This window comes from Saccharothrix sp. (assembly GCF_031180885.1).
Classification (GTDB): domain Bacteria; phylum Actinomycetota; class Actinomycetes; order Mycobacteriales; family Pseudonocardiaceae; genus Actinosynnema.
The window spans coordinates 26,878-44,458 of record NZ_JAPSLK010000040.1; the positions used below are offsets into that span (position 1 = coordinate 26,878).

At 70.8% G+C, this 17,581-nt stretch carries 12 protein-coding genes; 7 read left to right on the forward strand and 5 right to left on the reverse strand.

Features of this window, described 5'->3' with window-relative positions:
• Window positions 1–4 precede the first annotated feature (4 nt).
• The 4 genes from RIN75_RS31670 to RIN75_RS31685 are packed head-to-tail and all read right to left on the reverse strand — an operon-like array spanning window position 5 to window position 4,181.
• Complete coding sequence (locus tag RIN75_RS31670) at window positions 5–1,018, reverse strand: hydroxyacid dehydrogenase (RefSeq protein WP_309115725.1); 1,014 nt, start codon at window positions 1,016–1,018, stop codon at window positions 5–7.
• Between the two features lie 8 nt (window positions 1,019–1,026).
• Window positions 1,027–1,929 carry a carbohydrate ABC transporter permease gene (locus RIN75_RS31675; protein ID WP_309115726.1) on the reverse strand — a complete coding sequence of 301 codons (903 nt, stop codon included), beginning with the start codon at window positions 1,927–1,929 and terminating at the stop codon, window positions 1,027–1,029.
• Window positions 1,926–2,816, reverse strand: a complete 891-nt coding sequence (locus tag RIN75_RS31680; protein ID WP_309115727.1) for a sugar ABC transporter permease — start codon at window positions 2,814–2,816, stop codon at window positions 1,926–1,928. The genes RIN75_RS31675 and RIN75_RS31680 overlap by 4 nt, the downstream gene beginning before the upstream one ends.
• A gap of 60 nt (window positions 2,817–2,876) precedes the next feature.
• Window positions 2,877–4,181: a sugar ABC transporter substrate-binding protein gene (locus tag RIN75_RS31685; RefSeq protein WP_309115728.1), complete on the reverse strand. Its 1,305-nt coding sequence runs from the start codon at window positions 4,179–4,181 to the stop codon at window positions 2,877–2,879.
• Window positions 4,182–4,412: 231 nt separating this feature from the next.
• On the opposite strand from RIN75_RS31685, the gene RIN75_RS31690 reads away from it, so the two are divergent.
• From RIN75_RS31690 to RIN75_RS31720, 7 genes are all read left to right on the forward strand, one after another.
• Window positions 4,413–6,167 (forward strand): DUF2264 domain-containing protein, encoded by a 1,755-nt coding sequence (locus RIN75_RS31690; RefSeq protein WP_309115729.1) that lies wholly within the window; start codon window positions 4,413–4,415, stop codon window positions 6,165–6,167.
• A complete protein-coding gene (locus RIN75_RS31695) occupies window positions 6,164–9,001 on the forward strand; it encodes a polysaccharide lyase family 8 super-sandwich domain-containing protein (RefSeq protein WP_309115730.1) in 2,838 nt (945 codons plus the stop codon). Before RIN75_RS31690 ends, RIN75_RS31695 begins: the two co-directional genes overlap by 4 nt.
• Before the next feature lie 60 nt (window positions 9,002–9,061).
• A complete protein-coding gene (locus RIN75_RS31700; protein ID WP_309115731.1) occupies window positions 9,062–10,153 on the forward strand; it encodes a LacI family DNA-binding transcriptional regulator in 1,092 nt (363 codons plus the stop codon).
• An 834-nt stretch (window positions 10,154–10,987) separates the two neighbouring features.
• Window positions 10,988–12,010, forward strand: coding sequence for an iron ABC transporter substrate-binding protein (locus RIN75_RS31705; protein WP_309115732.1), 1,023 nt, complete (start codon window positions 10,988–10,990; stop codon window positions 12,008–12,010).
• 125 nt (window positions 12,011–12,135) lie between these two features.
• Entirely contained in the window at window positions 12,136–13,512 is a 1,377-nt protein-coding gene (locus tag RIN75_RS31710; RefSeq protein WP_309115733.1) for an iron ABC transporter permease, read from the forward strand.
• Window positions 13,509–14,522 (forward strand): ABC transporter ATP-binding protein, encoded by a 1,014-nt coding sequence (locus RIN75_RS31715; protein WP_309115734.1) that lies wholly within the window; start codon window positions 13,509–13,511, stop codon window positions 14,520–14,522. The genes RIN75_RS31710 and RIN75_RS31715 overlap by 4 nt, the downstream gene beginning before the upstream one ends.
• A complete protein-coding gene (locus RIN75_RS31720) occupies window positions 14,519–16,912 on the forward strand; it encodes a non-ribosomal peptide synthetase (RefSeq protein WP_309115735.1) in 2,394 nt (797 codons plus the stop codon). The genes RIN75_RS31715 and RIN75_RS31720 overlap by 4 nt, the downstream gene beginning before the upstream one ends.
• On the opposite strand, the gene RIN75_RS31725 is transcribed toward RIN75_RS31720, so the two are convergent.
• Window positions 16,863–17,576, reverse strand: a complete 714-nt coding sequence (locus tag RIN75_RS31725; RefSeq protein ID WP_309115736.1) for a hypothetical protein — start codon at window positions 17,574–17,576, stop codon at window positions 16,863–16,865. The genes RIN75_RS31720 and RIN75_RS31725 overlap by 50 nt on opposite strands.
• Window positions 17,577–17,581 lie beyond the last annotated feature (5 nt).

Below are 17,581 nucleotides of genomic sequence, written 5' to 3' on the forward strand. Positions count from 1 at the left end.
GGGGTCACGCGGAGCGGTCGAGCACCTCCGGGAGGACCCGGTGGGACAGGGGGAGGCCGTGGCCGAGCCGGTCCAGCTCGTCCAGGGCCTGGTTGGTCATGCGGGCCAGCTCGTTGCCGAGCGAGCCCGCGATGTGCGGGGTCAGCACCAGGTTCGGCGCGGTGAACAGGGGCGAGTCGGCGGGCAGCACGTCCGGGTCGGTCACGTCCAGCACGGCGTGCAGGCGCTCGGAGAACAACTCCCGCAACAACGCGGCAGTGTCCACAAGGGACCCGCGCGAGGTGTTGATCAGCGTTGACCCGGTCGGCATCATCGCCAACCGCCGCGCGTCCATCAGGTGCCGGGTCTCGGGCAGTTCGGGCGCGTGCAGGCTGACCACGTGCGAGGTGCGGACCAGGTCGTCCAGGCCGGTCAGCGCCACTCCCAGGGACGCCGCCTCGGCCGTCGTCAGGTACGGGTCGGTCACGACGATGTCGAGGTCGAACGGCCGGAGCAGCTCGATCACCCGCCGGCCGATCTTGGACGCGCCGACCACGCCCACCCGCCGCCGGTAGTTGCCCAGCCACGGGAACTGCGCCTGCCAGTCCTGCGGCTCCCGGACCTCCCGGTAGCGCGCGGCGATCGCCGGCACCCGCTTGTTGCTCATCAGGATCGCTGCCACCGTGTACTCGGCCACGGGCAGCGCGTTGGCCGCCGCCGCCGAGGACACCGCGATACCGCGCCGCCAGCACGCGTCGGTGATGTGGTGCTTGACCGAACCGGCCGCGTGCACGACGGCCTTCAAGCGAGGCGCGTCGCGCAGCACCTGCTCGTCGACCTGCGGGCAGCCCCAGCCGGTGAACAGCACCTCGGTCTCGGCCAGGGCGGCGCGGGCCTCGGGGGTGGTGAAGTCGTCGATGACCAGGTCGGGGTCGGTGTCGGCGAGGGAGGCCAGGCGCGCGCGGGCGTCCTCGTCCAGCAGCCACCGCGCCACGTGGCGGTGCATGGCCACCAGCGTCCGGGGACGTGCGTGTGTCACGTGCTCTCCTACTTCACTGCGCCGGAGGTCATGCCGGCTTTCCAGTGGCGTTGCAGGGACAGGAAGGCGATCACCACGGGCACGACCGCCAGCAGCGCGCCGGTGATGGTCAGCGGGTAGTACTCGGGTTCGGCGGTCACCACGGTGTGCCACGAGTAGAGGCCGAGGCTGAGCGGGTACAGCTCGCGGTCGGACAGCATGACCAGGGGGAGGAAGAAGTTGTTCCAGATGCCGGTGAACTGGAACAGGAAGATCGTCACGAACCCGGGCATCAGCGTCTTCAGCGAGATCGACCAGAACGTGGTCAGCTCGCCCGCGCCGTCGACCCGCGCGGCTTCCAGCACTTCGCCGGGCACGTAGCCGGCGCTGAAGATCCGGGCCAGGTACACGCCGAACGGGTTGACCAGCACCGGCACGAACACCGCCCAGAACGTGTTGACCACGCCGAGCTCGGAGGCCAGCAGGTACAGCGGCAGGGCGAGCGCGGTCGTGGGGACCAGCACGCCCAGCAGGACCACGCCGAACAGCTTCTCCTTGCCGCGGAACGAGAACTTGTCGAACGCGTACCCGCACGCCACCGAGCAGAACGCGCCCAGGCCCGCGCCGCCCACCGCGTACAGAATGCTGTTGACGTACCAGCGCAGGTACACCCCGCCGTCGGCCGACGCCAACTCGCCCAGGTTCTCGAAGAAGTGGAACTCGGTGAGGGTGAAGGCGTTGCCGGACAGGTCGCCCAGGCTCTTGGTCGAGGCGACCAGCAGCCAGGTCAGGGGCAGCACGGTGTAGGCGGTGGCCAGCACCAGCGCGGTGTTGACCGCGATCTTGGACGCCCACAGGGGCTTGCGGCGCCGCGCACGAGACGGAACCGGCGCCGGTGTCGACACAGATGGCTTGGTCATGGTGGTGGTCACGCCGCCCCCTTGCGGTTGCCGATGCGTGTGACGACGAAGGACAGCAGTGCCGCCACGAAGGCCAAGAGGATGGAGGCGGCGGCGGCCACTCCGTAGTCGCCGCGGCGGAAGGCGGCGTCGTAGGCGTACATGTTCGGGGTCCAGGTGGTGTTGACCGCGGGGTTGGCCCCGTTGAGGATCATGGGCTCGGTGAACAGTTGGAGCGCGCCGATGACGGTGAACAGCACGGTCATGACGACTGCGGCCCGGATCATCGGCAGTTTGATGCTCAGCGCCGTGCGCAGCTCACCCGCACCGTCGACGGAGGCGGCCTCGACGACCTCGCGCGGGACGGCTTGCAGGGCGGCGTAGAAGATGACCACGTTGTAGCCGACCCATTCCCACAGCGAGATGTTGATGACCGAGCTGAGTGCGTGGTCGCTGGACAGGAAGTTCCACGTCAGGCCGCCCTCGCGCATCGCGGCGACGACCGGGGACAGGCCGGGCGTGTAGAGGTAGAGCCAGATGATGGCGGCGATGATCCCCGGCACCGCGTGCGGCAGGTACAGCGTGAGTTGGAAGAACCGCTTGGCGCGGGCCAACGTGGAGTCCAGCAGGAGAGCCAGCAGCAGCGCGCCGCCGACCATGACCGGGATGTAGCCCAGCACGTAGCCGGCGATGACGCCGAAGCCGTCGCGGAAGGCGGGGTCGGCCAGGGCGTGCAGGTAGTTGCCGAGCCCGGTGAACAGGGTCTCGGTGCCGCCGAACCCGAGGCCGGAGGAGCGTTCGGTGAACAGGCTGAGGTAGGCCGCGTACCCGATCGGCACCACCAGGGTGCCCAGGAACAGGGCGAAGAACGGGGCCATCAGCAGCGTCGCCGCGCCGCGTTGGGACTTCTTGGCTGACATCGCCTACTCGCTCGTGGGAGGGGTGCGCCCCGGCCGTCGCCGACCGGGGCGCCGCGGTGGTCAGGAGACGTTGAGGCCGCGCTTCTTCAGCTCGTCCACAGTGGACTGCTGCGCCTTGCGCAGTGCGTCGGTCAACGCGCCGCCGCTGGTGACGGTGCCGAAGTTGTCCTTGAGCGTGGAGTTCGTGGCGAACATGCTCGGACCCCACGTCCAGCCGTTCTTGATCGTGGCCGCCGCGTCCTTGTAGACGCTGTAGGCGTCCTGGCCACCGAAGAAGCTGTTGTCGAAGCTCTTGGCCGCCACCGGCACCATGTCCGCCGCCGCCGGGTACATCGTCGACTTGGCGATGCCGAGGCGGGTGGTGATGGCCTGCGCGTCGGTGGTCATCCAGCCGATGAACTTCACCGCGGCGTCGACCTTCTTGCTGTCCTTGGCCACCGCGAACGTGCTGCCGCCGTACATGCCGCTGGCCGGGGTGCCCCAGTGCGGGATGGGCGCGACGGCCCACTTGCCGGCCTGGTCGGGCTGGTTGGCGCGCAGCGCGCTGCCCGCGCCCCACGATGCGCCCACGTAAGAGACGGTCTCACCGGCCTTCACGCCGGCGTTCCACTCCTGGGAGAACGCGGACTGCACGCGCACCAGGTCCTCGGAGATCAGGCCCTGCCAGTAGTCGGCGACCTGCTTCGACTTGGGGTCGTCGATGGAGACGTGCCACGAGTCGCCGCTGGTGCCGAACCACTTGCCGCCCGCCTGCCAGGCCAGCGACGCGAAGTGGCCGGGGTCGTCGGGGAAGAACGTGCCGATGCGCGCCTTCGGGTCGGCCTGCTTGACCTTCGCCGCCGCGGCCTTGTACTCGTCCCACGTCTTCGGCGCGGCGATGCCGTTGGCGTCGAAGAAGTCCTTGCGGTAGTAGAGGACCATGGGGGAGGCGTCCAGCGGCACGGCCCACGTCTTGCCGCCCAGCTCGGTCAGCGCCCGGATCTGGTCGGGGAACTTGGCCTTCAGGTCACCGACCTTGGCGCTGAGGTCGGCCAGGCTGCCCTGGCTGACGTAGTCCGGCAGCACCGGGTACTCGATGTTCATCACGTCCGGCGCGTTGCCCGCCTTGATCGCGTTGGTCATCTTGGTGTAGCCGCCCGCCGCGCCCGACGGGATCTGCTCGAACTTCACCTTGACGTCGGTGTGCAGCGCGTTGAACGCGTCGACCACCTCGGCCGAACCCTTGGTCCACGACCAGAAGGTGATCTCGGTCGGTCCGCTCTGGGCGGCGCCCCCCGACGCGCCACCACCCCCGCACGCCGCCACCAGACCCAGGGCGGCCAGTGCCCCGATCGCGCCCAGTCTGGTCCGAATCTTGTGCCGCATCTCACGCTCCAGGGGGTCGTCTCGCAGTGGCGGCAAGTTTTCGTGCCGTTCACACGGCAAGTCAAGGTGAGACCGATCAAGCGAACACAACCGATCGTCACTCACCGTTTGCGCACGTCATGCTGTTGTGAGTGATCACCATGCGGAAGTGGCGGGCGTGTCGTGTTCGCATTTGACCGAGTTGGCCGTTCGGGCTTGTCCCGCGGTGTGACGCCGCCTACGTTCCCGCGAATGCACCCAGCACCGTCGCTGCCGGCGCCCGACCCTTCCAGCACGTGGGGTCGGGCGCAGTGGGAAGCGGTCGCCGACCACCTCGTGGACGGCATCCTGGCCCACCGGTCGCCGGGCGGCGCGTTCCTGCGGCCGCCGGGGCGGACCAGCTGGTCCGGGCCGGTCAGCGACGGGCTGGAGGGGTTCGCGCGGAGCTTCCTGCTGGCGGCCTTCCGGCTGGCCGGGGCCGGTGGCGCGGACCCGCGCGGGTGGCTGTCGGCCTACGCGGAGGGGTTCGACGCGGGCACCTCGACCGAGCCCTGGCCCGCCATCGTCGACCGCGGTCAGCCGCTGGTGGAGGCCGCGTCGCTGGTCATCGGCCTGCGGCTGACCCGCGCGTGGCTGTGGGACGAACTGCCGGACCCGGTGCGGCAACGGGTCGCGGACTGGCTGTCGGCCGGGGTGCGGGTCGAGCCGGTGGACAACAACTGGTGGCTGTTCTCCGTGCTGGTCGCGGACTTCCTGGAGCCCATCGGGATCGACGACGGCGCGGCGGTCCGGGAGCGCGGGCTGGCCCGCGTCGAGTCCTTCCACGTGGGGCGCGGCTGGTACTCCGACGGCCCGAACCGGTCGTTCGACTACTACAACGGCTGGGCCATGCACTTCTACCCCGGCCTGCGGTCCTACCTGTTCGGCCACGCCTTCGACCCGGCCCGGCTGGTGTCGTTCCTGGGCGATCACGTGCACTTCTTCGACCACGACGGCGGAATGATCCACTTCGGACGGTCGTTGACCTACCGCGTGGCGTCGGTGGCCCCGCTGTGGCTCGGGGCGCTGCTGGACGTCTCGCCGGTGCCGGCGGGGGAGACCCGGCGCATCGCGAGCGCGACCCTGAAGCACTTCGTGGCGCGCGGCGCGATCCGGGACGGGGTGTGGACGGCGGGCTGGTACGGACCGCACGAACCCAGCTTGCAGGCATACTCCGGGTCGGCCTCGCCGTACTGGGCGGCCAAGGGGTTCCTCGGGCTGGTGCTGCCGCCCACGCACCCGGTGTGGACCGAGCCGGAGACGTCGACCAGGCACGACGATCCGGTGTCGCTGCCCGAGCCCGGCTTCCTGCTGCACCGCGCGCCCGGCGACGGCACCGCGCGGCTGGTCAACCACGGCAGCACCGACCACCCCGGCGACCCCCTCTACGACCGGATCGCGTACTCGTCGCGCACCGGGCCGACCGTCGACCCGGCGGACAACACGTTCGCCGTGCTGGTGGACGGGGTGTGGTGCGGGCGGCCGGCGCTGGAACCGACCGGGATCGGGCCGGACTGGGCGGCGTCCCGGCACGTCGCCGCGCCCGGCGTGGTGGTCGACGCGGTGAGCGTGGTGCGCGGGGCGAGCGAGGTGCGCGTGCACCGGACGCCGCCCGGGTCGGTCGTGCGGCACACCGGCTGGCCGCTGGCCGGTGCTGCCGCCACCACCGACGACCTCGTGGTGCGCACGACGGTGGGCGCCATGTCCAGCGAACTCGTCGGACTGCTCGGCTACGAGTCCGCCGAAGCCCTCGACGCCCCCGAGGGCACCGCTTTCGGCCGCCCCGCCGTGGTCCCCGCCCTGCACGGGACCGGTGACCTGTTCGTGTGCCGGGTCGCCCTGGGCGAAACCGAATCGCCGACCGCCACCGCCGAGCGCACCGACCGGGGCGTGCGGATCACCTGGTCGGACGGCACCACCCACAACGTCGACCTCGACGACCTCTCCGTGGTGAGGAGTGACGCATGACCCTGTCCCGCAGGCACTTCCTGCTCGCGAGCACCGTCACGGCCCTGAGCCTCTCCGGCACCCCCGCACCCGCACTCGCACTCGCCGAAGACGCCTACTCGACCCTGCGCGCCCGGTGGCGCGACCTGCTGACCGGCGTCGGCTACGACCCCACGATCGAGCCCTTCGCCTCCGCCCTGCAACGCACCGGGCAGCAGGCGGGGGCGAACCTGGCGGCCATGAGCCCCGGCACGTCCTCGCTGTGGCCGGACCTGCCCATCGGATCGGTCTCGGGCAACGTGACCGCCTCGCACTCCCGGCTGCGCACGATGGCCCTGGCATACGTCCAGCCCGGGACCGCCCACACCGGGTCGTCCACCATGCTCACCGGGATCACGACGGGTCTGAAGTGGTTGCGTGACAACGCCTACACCGCCGGCCGCGCCACCTACGGCAACTGGTGGGACTGGCAGATCGGCACCCCGCAGCTGCTTCTGGACCTCTGCGTGCTCGTCGACGCGCCCCTGCTCGCCGACCACCTGGCCGCCGTGGACCACTACGTGCCCAGCTCGCGGGTCGCCCAGTACAGCGGCACCAGCACCGGCGCGAACCGGGTCGACCTGTGCCAGGTCCTCGCGCTGCGCGGCGTCCTCGGCGCGTCCGACGCCAAGCTGACCACCGCGCGCGACGCGCTGTCCCCGGTGTTCCCGCACGTCCTGACCGGGGACGGCATGTACGCGGACGGCTCGTTCGTGCAGCACACCTATGTGCCGTACGCGGGCAGCTACGGCGCGGTTCTGCTCGGCGGGCTCGGAGGGTTGCTGACCCTGCTGTCCGGCTCGACGTGGCAGGTGACCGACCCGAACCGGCAACTGGTGCTCGACGCGGTGACCACCACCTTCGCCCCGTGGATCATGAACGGCCTGGTCGTGGACGGCGTGTCCGGCCGCGCGATCAGCCGGGGCAACCAGACCGACCACACCCGCGGGCACGCGATCATGGGGAGCATCCTCGTCATGGCGTCCTCGGGGCTGGGCACGGCGGCCGAGGTCGCGCAGTGGCGCGGGCTGGTCAAGGGGTGGATCGAGCGCGGCAAGTACAGCCCGTACTTCGCCGACACGACCATCGCGGTGCCGGAGTTGGCGCTGGCCAAGGCGGTCGTGGACTCGTCCGTCGCGGCGCTGGCGCACCCCGTGGGGCACAAGCTGTTCGCGGCGATGGACCGGGCGGTGCACCGGCGTCCACAGTGGACGTTCTCGGTGAGCATGTCGTCCGCGCGCACCACGTTCTACGAGGTCGGCAACGGCGAGAACCCGCGCGGCTGGCACACCGGCAGCGGCATGACGTACTGGTGGGGCGAGACCTACGGCAACGGGCAGTACTCCGACGCGTTCTGGCCGACCGTCGACCCGTACCGGCTGCCCGGCACCACGGTGTCCCGCAAGGCGTTGGCGGACGGCGCGGGTGGTGACTGGAACGCCACCCGGCCGACCAACACGTGGGCGGGCGGCGCGAGCGACGGCACGTACGCCGCGCTGGGGCAGGACGTGCGGGGGTTGCAGAGCACGCTGACCGGGCGCAAGTCGTGGTTCTGCCTGGACGACCAGGTGGTGTGCCTGGGCGCGGGCATCACGTCGACCGACGGCGTGGCCGTGGATTCGGTGGTGGACAACCGGAACCTCGGCGCGTCCGGCACCCATCCGCTGGTGGTGGACGGCACCGCGCAGTCCTCTTCGCTGGGTTGGTCGCAGCGGTTCACCGGGGCGAGTTGGATGGCCATCGGCGGGTTCGGCGGGTATGTGTTCCCAGGTGGGGCGACCGTGGATGCGGCGCGGACCGCTCGGACCGGGGCGTGGCGGGACATCAACCGGGGTGGGAGTGCGGACGCCATCACCCGCCGCTACCTGACCTTGTGGTTCGACCACGGCACGAACCCGACCGGCGCGAGCTACGGCTACATCCTCCTGCCCGGCGCGACCGCCACCGCCACGGCGGCGCGTGCTGCCTCGCCCACCGCGTCGATCCTCGCGAACACGGCCAACGTGCAGGGAATCGCTGCGCCGAGCACTCACGCGGCCAACTTCTTCGCGGCCGGGACGTGCGGCCCCATCACCGTCGACGCCCCGTGCTCGGTGCTGGTCCGGCGCAACGGCAGCCAGGTGACGGTCACTGTCGCCGACCCGACCCGCAAGGCCACCACCGTGCTGGTCACGTTGACGGACAACGGTTTCACCACTGCTCAAGGCGACCCGACGGTGAACGTCCTGGGCACCTCCGGCACCACTCGGCTGTTGGTCGAGGTCGGCGGATCGTTGGGCCGCAGTCACACCGTCACCCTCGGTACTGGCACTGCTTTGAGCCCTCGCACCGCGCGCACGGTCGCGCCCGCCGCCGACGCGTACGTACGGGACGGTTCGTACTCGGGGACGAGTTATGGGACCGACCCCACGCTGGTGGTGAAGTCGGCGACCGGCGCCGGGTACACGCGCAACTCGTACCTGAAGTTCGACCTGTCCGCGTTGGCGTCCGCGCCGACGCGTGCGGTGCTGTGGGTGCACGGGAAGGTGTCCGACTCGGGTGGCACGCACACCACGTTGTCCGCCAACGAAGTTGCCGCTTCGTGGTCGGAGTCGGTCACCTGGGACACCCGGCCGGCCCTGGGTTCGGTCGTCGTGACCGGGCGGGTGAGCAACGTGGCCGACTGGATCCCGCTGGACGTGACGGCGTTCGTGCGGTCCCAGTTCGCCGTGGACCGGACGGTGTCGTTGGGGCTCAGTGGTTCCGCGCTCGCGGTCGAGCTGAACAGCCGGGAGAACTCCGTGAACAAACCGTTCCTCGAAGTACTCACGGACTGAACGTTTCAACGGATATGATCCTGGGACGATCGTTTGGTCGTTCGATCATCGGAGGTGCGCATGGACGCGAGCCGCAGGCACCACGCGATCCTCATGGCCGTGCGCAGGGACGGCAGCGTCCGCGCCGCCGAACTGGCCGCCCAACTGGGTGTCTCCGCCATCACCGTCCGCCGCGACCTGGCGGAACTGGAGGCGCGCGGGGACGTCAGCCGGGTGCACGGCGGCGCGGTGCTGCCCAGCGCGATCCGCGACACCCTCGTCACCCCGTCCGCCCCGAGGGTCGCCGGCCGCAAGCCGACGATCGGCATGGTGATACCGGCCGCGAGCCAGTACTTCCGGGAGATCGTCGAGGGTGCCCGGCGGGCGGCGCAGGCCCGGGACATCAAGCTGGTCCTGGCCGTGTCGGACTACAACCTCGACGACGACCGGTCCCACGTGCAGCGGTTGCTGGAGGCGAAGGTCGACGGGCTCCTGCTGACCCCGAGTGAACCGTTCTCGCGGTTGGCACCGGCGTTGGACTGGATCGCGGAACTCCCGATCCCGGTGTTGTTCGTGGAGCGTTCGCACGAGCCGACCGCCCACCTGCACCCGGTGGAGTACGTGTCGTCGGACCACCAGCACGGGGCGATCCAGGCCGTGCGGCACCTGGTGGAGCTGGGGCACCGGAACATTGCGCTGGTGACGTGCCAGTCACCGACGAGTGGGTGGATCACTCGTGGCTATGACGCGGCCGTGGAGGCGATGGGATTGCCGACGTCGATGCCCAGGCACGAGAACCGCACGCACGAGGAGATCGCGCAGGAGTTGGACGCGATCCTGGACGGGTTCGAGGGTGCCGGGGTCACGGCGGTGCTGGCGCACCCGGACAACATCGCGATCCAGGTGTTGCAGCGGGCGCGGCAGCGGGGCCTGGTGGTGCCGGACGACCTGTCGGTGATCGCTTATGACGACGAGTTCGCCGGCTTGGCGGACATCCCGCTGACGGCGGTCGCGCCGCCCCGGGAGAACGTGGGCCGGTTGGCGGTGGAGTTCCTGCTGCGGAAGTTGCACAGCGGGCGGTCGGACCGGGCTGAGCTGCACATCCACCTGCTGCCACACGTGGTGGTCCGGGCTTCGACCGCCGCTCCCCGCAAGGTACCCGCCGAAACCTGACCCCCGCTCGACCCGCTTTTGCGCCGCAGGCGCTGCCTTTCGCGCCGCAGGCGCCGCTTTTGGTCGGGCTTGCCAAGCCACAGGGAAGGGCCTCGGTTCGTCCCCCGTACGGCCTGGGCGCAGCCCAACCACGCTTCGGTCCTTTCCGCAACCACGCTTTACCGGTTGCGGAAAGGGTCGAAGTGCGGTTGCCTCCAGCAGGTCTTGCGGGGGACGAACCGACGCCCTTCCTCCCCCCTCGGGGCCTCCAGGCCCGCTTTTGGCTTTTGATCTTGAGAGCAGCGCGTCAGCGCTGTTCAAGAGCGCGAGGCGCGTTCCTCCTCCAGCAGCGCGGAGCGCGTTGGGTGACCACGCGCGAAGCGTGGAGTTGAGCGGGGAAGCGCAATTCTAAAGCTTAAAAGAGCCTCGCCGGCGGGCGAGCCGCCAAGGATGACACAACTACAACTGCGGGGGCTTCTAGCTTGTGCCATCCCCGCATGACCCGGCAAAGCCGACCGCATTTTTGGCCGGGCGCCGCTAAAAATTTTGCTCGTTCCTCACAACATTTTCGGCTGCACCCGACCAAAAATGTGGTAGCCCTTCGGGCCATACGGGGATGACACAAGCAAGAAGCCCGGGTCGAGTTGTGTGCCCCTCGGCGGCACGCCCGACGGCGCTGCGCGCCGGAAGAGCGGACTGCCCGCCGTGCCTGCGATCCGGGCTGGTGGGGCCGCGAACGGGTGATGTGGGGGACGACGCATCACGTAACGGCTACGGCTGCTTGCCTCGCGCTTAGGCTAGCTTTACCTTTGCTGCGCCTTGACCGCCTGGGGGTGAGTCCGAGGAGGACGCGCAGTGATCCGTCGCGCACGCAACGCCGCCGTGGTGCTGGCGCTGCTGGTGGCCGCCCCCGTTGCCGGCTGTGGGTCCGACACCCAGAGCAGTGACGCGCTCGTGATCTACTCCGGGCGCAACAAGGAGTTGGTGGGCGGGGTGCTCGATCAGCTCCAGCAGGCCACCGGGGTCAAGGTCGAGGTCCGGTACGGCAGTAGTGGTGAGATGGCCGCCCAGCTGTTGGAAGAGGGCGAGCGGTCCCAGGCGGACGTGTTCTTCTCGCAGGACGCGGGTGCGCTCGGGGCCGTGGCTGAGCAGGGGCGGTTGGCTGAGTTGCCTGCCGACGTGCTCGACCTGGTTCCGGCGGGGTACCGGGCCGACGACAAGCGGTGGGTGGGGACGTCCGCGCGTGTTCGGGTGGTGGCCTTCGACCCGCGCGTGGTCACGGAGGCGGACGTCCCGGACAGCCTCGAACAGGTCGTGGACCCGAAGTGGAAGGGCAAGGTCGGGTACGCGCCGACCAACGCGTCCTGGCAGGCGTTCGTCACCTCGGTCCGGGTGGTCAAGGGCGAGGACTACGCCAAGGACTGGCTGAAGAAGTTCGCCGCCAACGAGCCCAAGCGCTACGACAACAACATCGCGATCATGAACGCGATCAACGACGGCCGGCTCCCGGTGGGTCTGATCAACCACTACTACTGGTACGCCAAGGTCGCCGAGCACGGCGCGGACGCGGTGAAGGTCAAGCTGCACTACGTGTCCAGCGGTGACCCGTTGGGGCTGGTGAACGTCGCGGGCGCGGGTGTGGTCGCCGGGTCGGACAAGGCGGAGGCGGCGCAGAAGGCGGTTCGGTTCCTGTTGTCCGAGCAGGCGCAGCGGTACTTCGCGGACGAGACCGCCGAGTACCCGGCCAACCCGACCGTGAAGTCGACCAAGCACCAGTTGCCGGCGCTGACCGACCTGCACGGCCCGGACATCGACCTGTCGAAGCTGTCCTCCCTCCAGCAGACCCTGGCGCTGTTGCAGGAAGCGGGGCTGTCCTGAACGGCCCCCTGCGGGCCGCACCGACGAACACCGCACTCGCCCTGGTCGTCGCCGGGGCCGCCCTGACCCCCCTCGCCTACCTCGCCGTCCGCTCGTTCGACCACGGCGCGGGGGTCGTCTGGCGCGTGCTGTGGCGGGCCCGCACGCTGGACCTCGCGGTGCGCAGCCTCGCCCTCGCGGGCGCGGTGACGGCGGCGTGCCTGGTGCTGGGTGTGCTGGGCGCGTGGCTGGTGGTGCGGTCGGACCTGCCGTGGCGGCGGGTGTTCGGCGTGCTGCTGGTGCTGCCGCTGGCCGTTCCGTCCTACGTCGCGGGGTTCACCTGGATCGCGTTTCTGCCGGGGCTTGGTGGGTTCTGGGGCGCGTTTCTGGTGTTGACGCTGGTGTCGTATCCGTACGTGTTCCTGCCGGTGGCGGCGGCGTTGCGGACGGCCGACCCGGGGGTGGAGGAGGTCGCGCGGTCGTTGGGGCGGGGGCGGGGGCGGACGTTTGTGTCCGTGACGCTGCGCCAGGTTCGGCCCGCGGCTACGGCCGGCGGGTTGTTGGTGGCGTTGTACGTGCTCAGCGACTTCGGGGCGGTGTCGTTGATGCGGTACGAGGCGTTCACGCTGGGCATCTACACCAGCTACCGGGCGACGTTCGACCGCACGCCGGCCGCCGTGCTGGGGTGCGTGCTGGTGGCGTTGGCGATCGCGTTGACGATCGGGGAACGTCGGGCGCGGGGTGCGGTGGCGACGCGGGAGCACCGCGGGGCGATCACGGTTCCGTTGGGGCGTATGAAGGTTCCGGCGTTGGTGGGTGTGCTGGGGCTGGTGGCGGTGTCGTTGGGGACGCCGGTGTTCAGCTTGGGGTGGTGGTTGGCGGCGGGGCGGTCGGCGTTCAGTGGTGACCTGGCCACAACGACGCTGAACACGATCTCGGTGTCCGCGCTGGGTGCGGTGGTGACGATGCTCATGGCGCTGCCGGTGGGGGTGCTGGCGGCGCGGCACCGGGGGGCGTTGGTGCGCGGGGTGGAGTTGGCGAGCTTCGCCGGGCACGCGTTGCCGGGCATCACGGTCGGGTTGGCGCTGGTGTTCTTCGGCATCCGGTTCGCGCCCGGCCTGTACCAGACGACGCCGATGCTCGCGTTCGCCTACGCCGTGCTGTTCCTGCCGCTGGCGGTGGGCGCGGTGCGCACGGCCGTCGCGCACGCGCCGCCGGTGCTGGAGGACGTGGCGCGCTCGCTGGGCAAGGGCCGTGCGGAGACCCGGTTGCGGGTGACCGTGCCGCTGGCCGCGCCGGGCATCCTCGCCGGCGCCGCGCTCGTGTTCCTGACCTGTGCCAAGGAGTTGCCCGCCACGCTGCTGCTGCGGCCGACCGGCGTGGACACCCTGGCCACCGAGCTGTGGACCAAGACCGAGGTCGCCGCCTACGCCGCCGCCGCGCCCTACGCGGCGGTCCTGCTCGTGGTGGCGGCGATCCCGGCCGTGGTGCTGGACCGGTTCCTGCGCGGAGGTGACCGATGAGCGGGTTGCGGATCAGCGGGCTGGTCGCCGGGTACGGCCCGGAACCGGTGCTGCGCGGCATCGACCTCGACGTGCCCGACGGCGGCCTGCTCGCCGTGCTGGGGCCGTCGGGCTGCGGCAAGACCACGTTGCTGCGCGTGCTGGCCGGGTTCCACCCGGTGCGCTCGGGCACGATCTCGTTGGGGGACAAGGTTCTCGCGGACGGGTCGGTGGACGTGCCGCCGGAGCGCCGCGGCATCGGGATCGTGCCGCAGGAGGGCGCGTTGTTCCCGCACCTGACCGTCGCGGGCAACGTCGGCTTCGGCCTCGCGCGTGGGCAGCGTCGGGAACGGGTGGCCGAACTGCTGGAACTGGTGGGGCTGTCCGGGTTCGAAGCGCGGATGCCGGCGCAGCTCTCCGGCGGGCAGCGGCAGCGGGTGGCGCTGGCGCGCGCACTGGCGCCCCGGCCCGGGGTGGTGCTGATGGACGAGCCGTTCTCGTCGCTGGACGCGGCGCTGCGCGACGAGCTGCGGGCCGACGTGCGGGCGGCGCTGCGGGCGTTCGGCGCGACGGCGCTGCTGGTGACGCACGACCAGGAGGAGGCGCTGGGCGTCGCGGACCGGGTGGCCGTGCTGCGGGGCGGTGTGGTGGCGCAACTCGGTGCGCCGCACCAGGTCTACACCTCGCCGGCCGACCTCGGGGTGGCGTTGTTCGTGGGCGAGGCGGTGACGTTCGCGGGTGAGGCGCGGGACGGGGTGGCCGAGACGCCGCTGGGTCGGCTGGCGGTGAAGGGCGAAGGGCCGGGGACCGTGTTGGTGCGGCCGGAACAGCTGCACTTGGGCGGCGAGGGTGTGCCGGCGACCGTGGCCGATGTGTTGTTCCACGGGCATGACGCGACTGTGTTGCTGCGCTTGGGGGACGGTTCGGTGGTGCGGTCGCGTGTGCAGGGGCCGCTGCCGGTGCGGCCGGGGGACGACACGTCCGTCGTGGTCTCGGGGCCTGCGCTGTTCTTCGCGGGCGGTTCCGCATGACCGCCACCGCTGACCTCGGGTTCGCCGCCAACCTCGCCGCCCACGGCTCCAGAGTGGCTGTGATCAGCCAGAACGTGACGACTACATATGTAGATTTGGACCGGCGGGTGGCCGCGACGGCCGGTCGACTCGGGGTCACGCGGCGGCTGGTGCTGTTGGCCACCCGCAACGACCTGGACTCGCTCGTGACCTACCTGGCGGCGTTGCGCGGCGGCCACCCGGTGCTGCTGTGCGCGCCCGGCCAGGTCGAGGCGTTGACCGGGGCCTACGACCCGGATGTCGTGGCCGACGGTGACCTTGTCGAACGACGGGCGGGCACCGCGCACGACCTGCACCCGGAGCTGGCACTGCTGCTGTCCACCTCCGGCACCACCGGCTCCCCGAAACTGGTGCGGCTGTCGGCGGAAGGCTTGCGCGCCAACGCGGAGGCGATCGCCGAGTACCTGGACATCCGACCCACGGACCGGGCGATCACCTCGTTGCCGATGCACTACTGCTACGGGCTCTCCGTGGTCAACAGCAACCTCCTGCGCGGCGCGGGACTCGTGCTCACCGGCCGATCCGTTGTGGACAGTGAGTTCTGGGATCTCATGTCACACAACGAAGTCACCAGCCTGCACGGGGTGCCGCACACGTTCGACCTGTTGGACCAAATCCGTTTCGCGGACCGCGACCTGCCGTCGCTGCGGTACGTCACCCAGGCCGGCGGGCGGCTCGCGCCGGAGCGGGTGGCGGCGTACGCGGCGCTGGGCGAGGCGCGTGGCTGGCGGTTCTTCGTGATGTACGGGCAGACCGAGGCGACCGCGCGGATGGCCTACCTGCCACCGGAGTTGGCGCGCACGCACCCGTCGTCGATCGGCGTGCCGGTGCCCGGCGGGTCGTTCGACGTGGTGGACGGCGAGCTGGTCTACCGCGGGCCCAACGTGATGCTCGGGTACGCGTGCGGACCGGAGGACCTGGCGCTCGGCCGGACCACGTGGGAGTTGCGCACGGGTGACCTGGGCCGGCGCACCGAGGACGGCCTGTACGAGGTCGTCGGCCGGCGGAGTCGGTTTTTGAAGCTGTTCGGGTTGCGGGTGGACCTCGACCAGGTGGAGCGAGTCCTCGCCGAGTCCGGGGTGCCGGCGGTGTGCACGGGTGACGACGACACGCTGGTGGTCGCCGTGCGGGGGCACGTGCGGCGGGCCGGGGCGTTGGTGCGGTCGCGGTTCGGGTTGCCCGCGGCGAGCGTCCGGGTGGTCCGGGTGGCCGAGTTCCCCTTGCTGGACAACGGGAAGGTCGACTACCGGGCGGTCGCGCGACTGGGCGCGGGTGTCTCGGGGGCGGGGTCGGTGCGGGAGTTGTTCGCGTCGGCGCTCGGCGAGGACGTCCGGGACGACTCGACGTTCGTGTCGCTGGGCGGTGATTCGCTGACCTACGTGCGGGTGTCGGTGGAGCTGGAACGGCTGCTGGGCCGGTTGCCCTCGGACTGGCAGACCCGCACCGTGGCCTCGCTGGAGCGGTCCCGGGTGGCGCCGCGGCGGGTGCCGCGGGTCGAGACGGACATCGTGTTGCGGGCGCTGGCGATCGTGCTGGTGGTCGGGTCGCACGTGAAGGTGTTCGACGTGACCGGCGGCGCGCACCTGCTGCTGGCGCTAGCCGGGTGGAACTTCGCCCGCTTCCTGCTGCCCGCCGCGCCCCGCCGGATCCTGCGCAGCGCGGCGCTGGTGGCGGTGCCGACGTCGTTGTGGCTGGTCTACCGGGTGTTCACCACCGACGACGTGACGTGGGTGAACGTCTTGCTGGTGAACAACTTCGTGCGCACCGGGGCGGTCGGGTACTGGTTCGTCGAGGTGCTGGTGCACGTGCTGCTCGTGCTGGCGCTGGTGTTCGCGGTGCCCCGCGTGCGCGAGTGGGAACGCACGCGGGGCTTCGTGTTCGCCTTCGTCGCGCTGGCGGTGTTGTCGTTGCCGCGCTTGGTGTTCGACGCGGACGCGTCCTTCGCCGACCGGAACATGACGACGTTCGGCGCGGTGTGGTTCTTCGCCTTGGGCTGGCTGGCGTTCCGGGCCGACACCGTCCTGCGGCGGTGCGTGGTGCTGGTGGTGGCGATGGTCCTGGTGCCGGGGTCGTTCGACGACCCGGCGCGGGAGGGCGTCGTGCTCGCCGGCCTGGCCCTGCTGCTGGCCCTGACCCGGGTGCCGCTACCCCGGCCGCTGGTCGGGGTGGTGAGCCTGGTGGCGAGCGCGTCGCTGTACATCTACCTCACGCACTACGCGTTGTTCCCGCCGCTGCTGGAGTTCTTCCCGCCCGCCGTGGTGGTCGTGCTCAGCCTGGCGGGCGGGATCGCCGCGTGGAAGGTCACCCGGTTCGTGTCGCGGTGGTCTCGGTCAGCGTCCGCTGCCCGGTGACGTACTCGCTGTAGACGCCGAACTTCACGGTTCCGCCCACGGGGGTCGTGGTTTCCACGAAGCTGCGACCCCCGTGCGTGCCGCCGAACGTGATCGCGAACCCCTGCGTGACCGGCCGGTCCTGCGGCGGGACGGTGCTGGGCGGGAAGATCTCGTCGGAGGCCTGGGTGTAGCGGTCGCGGTAGGGCCGGGAGACCTTCTCGAACGTGTTCTCCAGGACGGTGCCCACGGCGGGGATGGTGATCAACATGCCGCGCGTCCCGTCCGCGTACTTGGTGTTGTAGACGACGACTTCCGCACTGCCGGACGGGTAGAACTCCGCCCGACCGCCGCCGACCCGTGAGCCCTCCGGGCAGGCCTGCCGGTCGAGTTGGGTCCGGTCGCAGGTGGGGAAGGTGGCGGCGTTGAAGCGCACGGACGAGTCGAACAGGAACACGAACCGGCGCGGCGCGGCCGGTTTCTCGCCGGACTCGGTCCACCGCTTCGCGTCCAGACCCAGCACCACCCCCTGCCCGCCGTCGGAGACGACGCTCGCCGTGCCTGCTTCGAGGTTGACCGGACCGGCGACGTCCGGCTCGTAGGGCACCTGCCGACCCTCGGGCGCGGGGTCCGGTATCGGGCAGGCCAGGGCCGTGACCAGCAGCGATGTGACTGCGAAGTGCATGGGGA

What these genes read in the sequence shown, in the direction of transcription:
- RIN75_RS31680 (WP_309115727.1), bottom strand. Translation starts at nt 2,816, where the DNA reads ATGTCAGCCAAGAAGTCCCAACGCGGCGCGGCGACGCTGCTGATGGCC.
- RIN75_RS31685 (WP_309115728.1), bottom strand. Translation starts at nt 4,181, where the DNA reads ATGCGGCACAAGATTCGGACCAGACTGGGCGCGATCGGGGCACTGGCC.
- RIN75_RS31690 (WP_309115729.1), top strand. Translation starts at nt 4,413, where the DNA reads ATGCACCCAGCACCGTCGCTGCCGGCGCCCGACCCTTCCAGCACGTGG.
- RIN75_RS31695 (WP_309115730.1), top strand. Translation starts at nt 6,164, where the DNA reads ATGACCCTGTCCCGCAGGCACTTCCTGCTCGCGAGCACCGTCACGGCC.
- RIN75_RS31700 (WP_309115731.1), top strand. Translation starts at nt 9,062, where the DNA reads ATGGACGCGAGCCGCAGGCACCACGCGATCCTCATGGCCGTGCGCAGG.
- RIN75_RS31715 (WP_309115734.1), top strand. Translation starts at nt 13,509, where the DNA reads ATGAGCGGGTTGCGGATCAGCGGGCTGGTCGCCGGGTACGGCCCGGAA.
- RIN75_RS31720 (WP_309115735.1), top strand. Translation starts at nt 14,519, where the DNA reads ATGACCGCCACCGCTGACCTCGGGTTCGCCGCCAACCTCGCCGCCCAC.
- RIN75_RS31725 (WP_309115736.1), bottom strand. Translation starts at nt 17,576, where the DNA reads ATGCACTTCGCAGTCACATCGCTGCTGGTCACGGCCCTGGCCTGCCCG.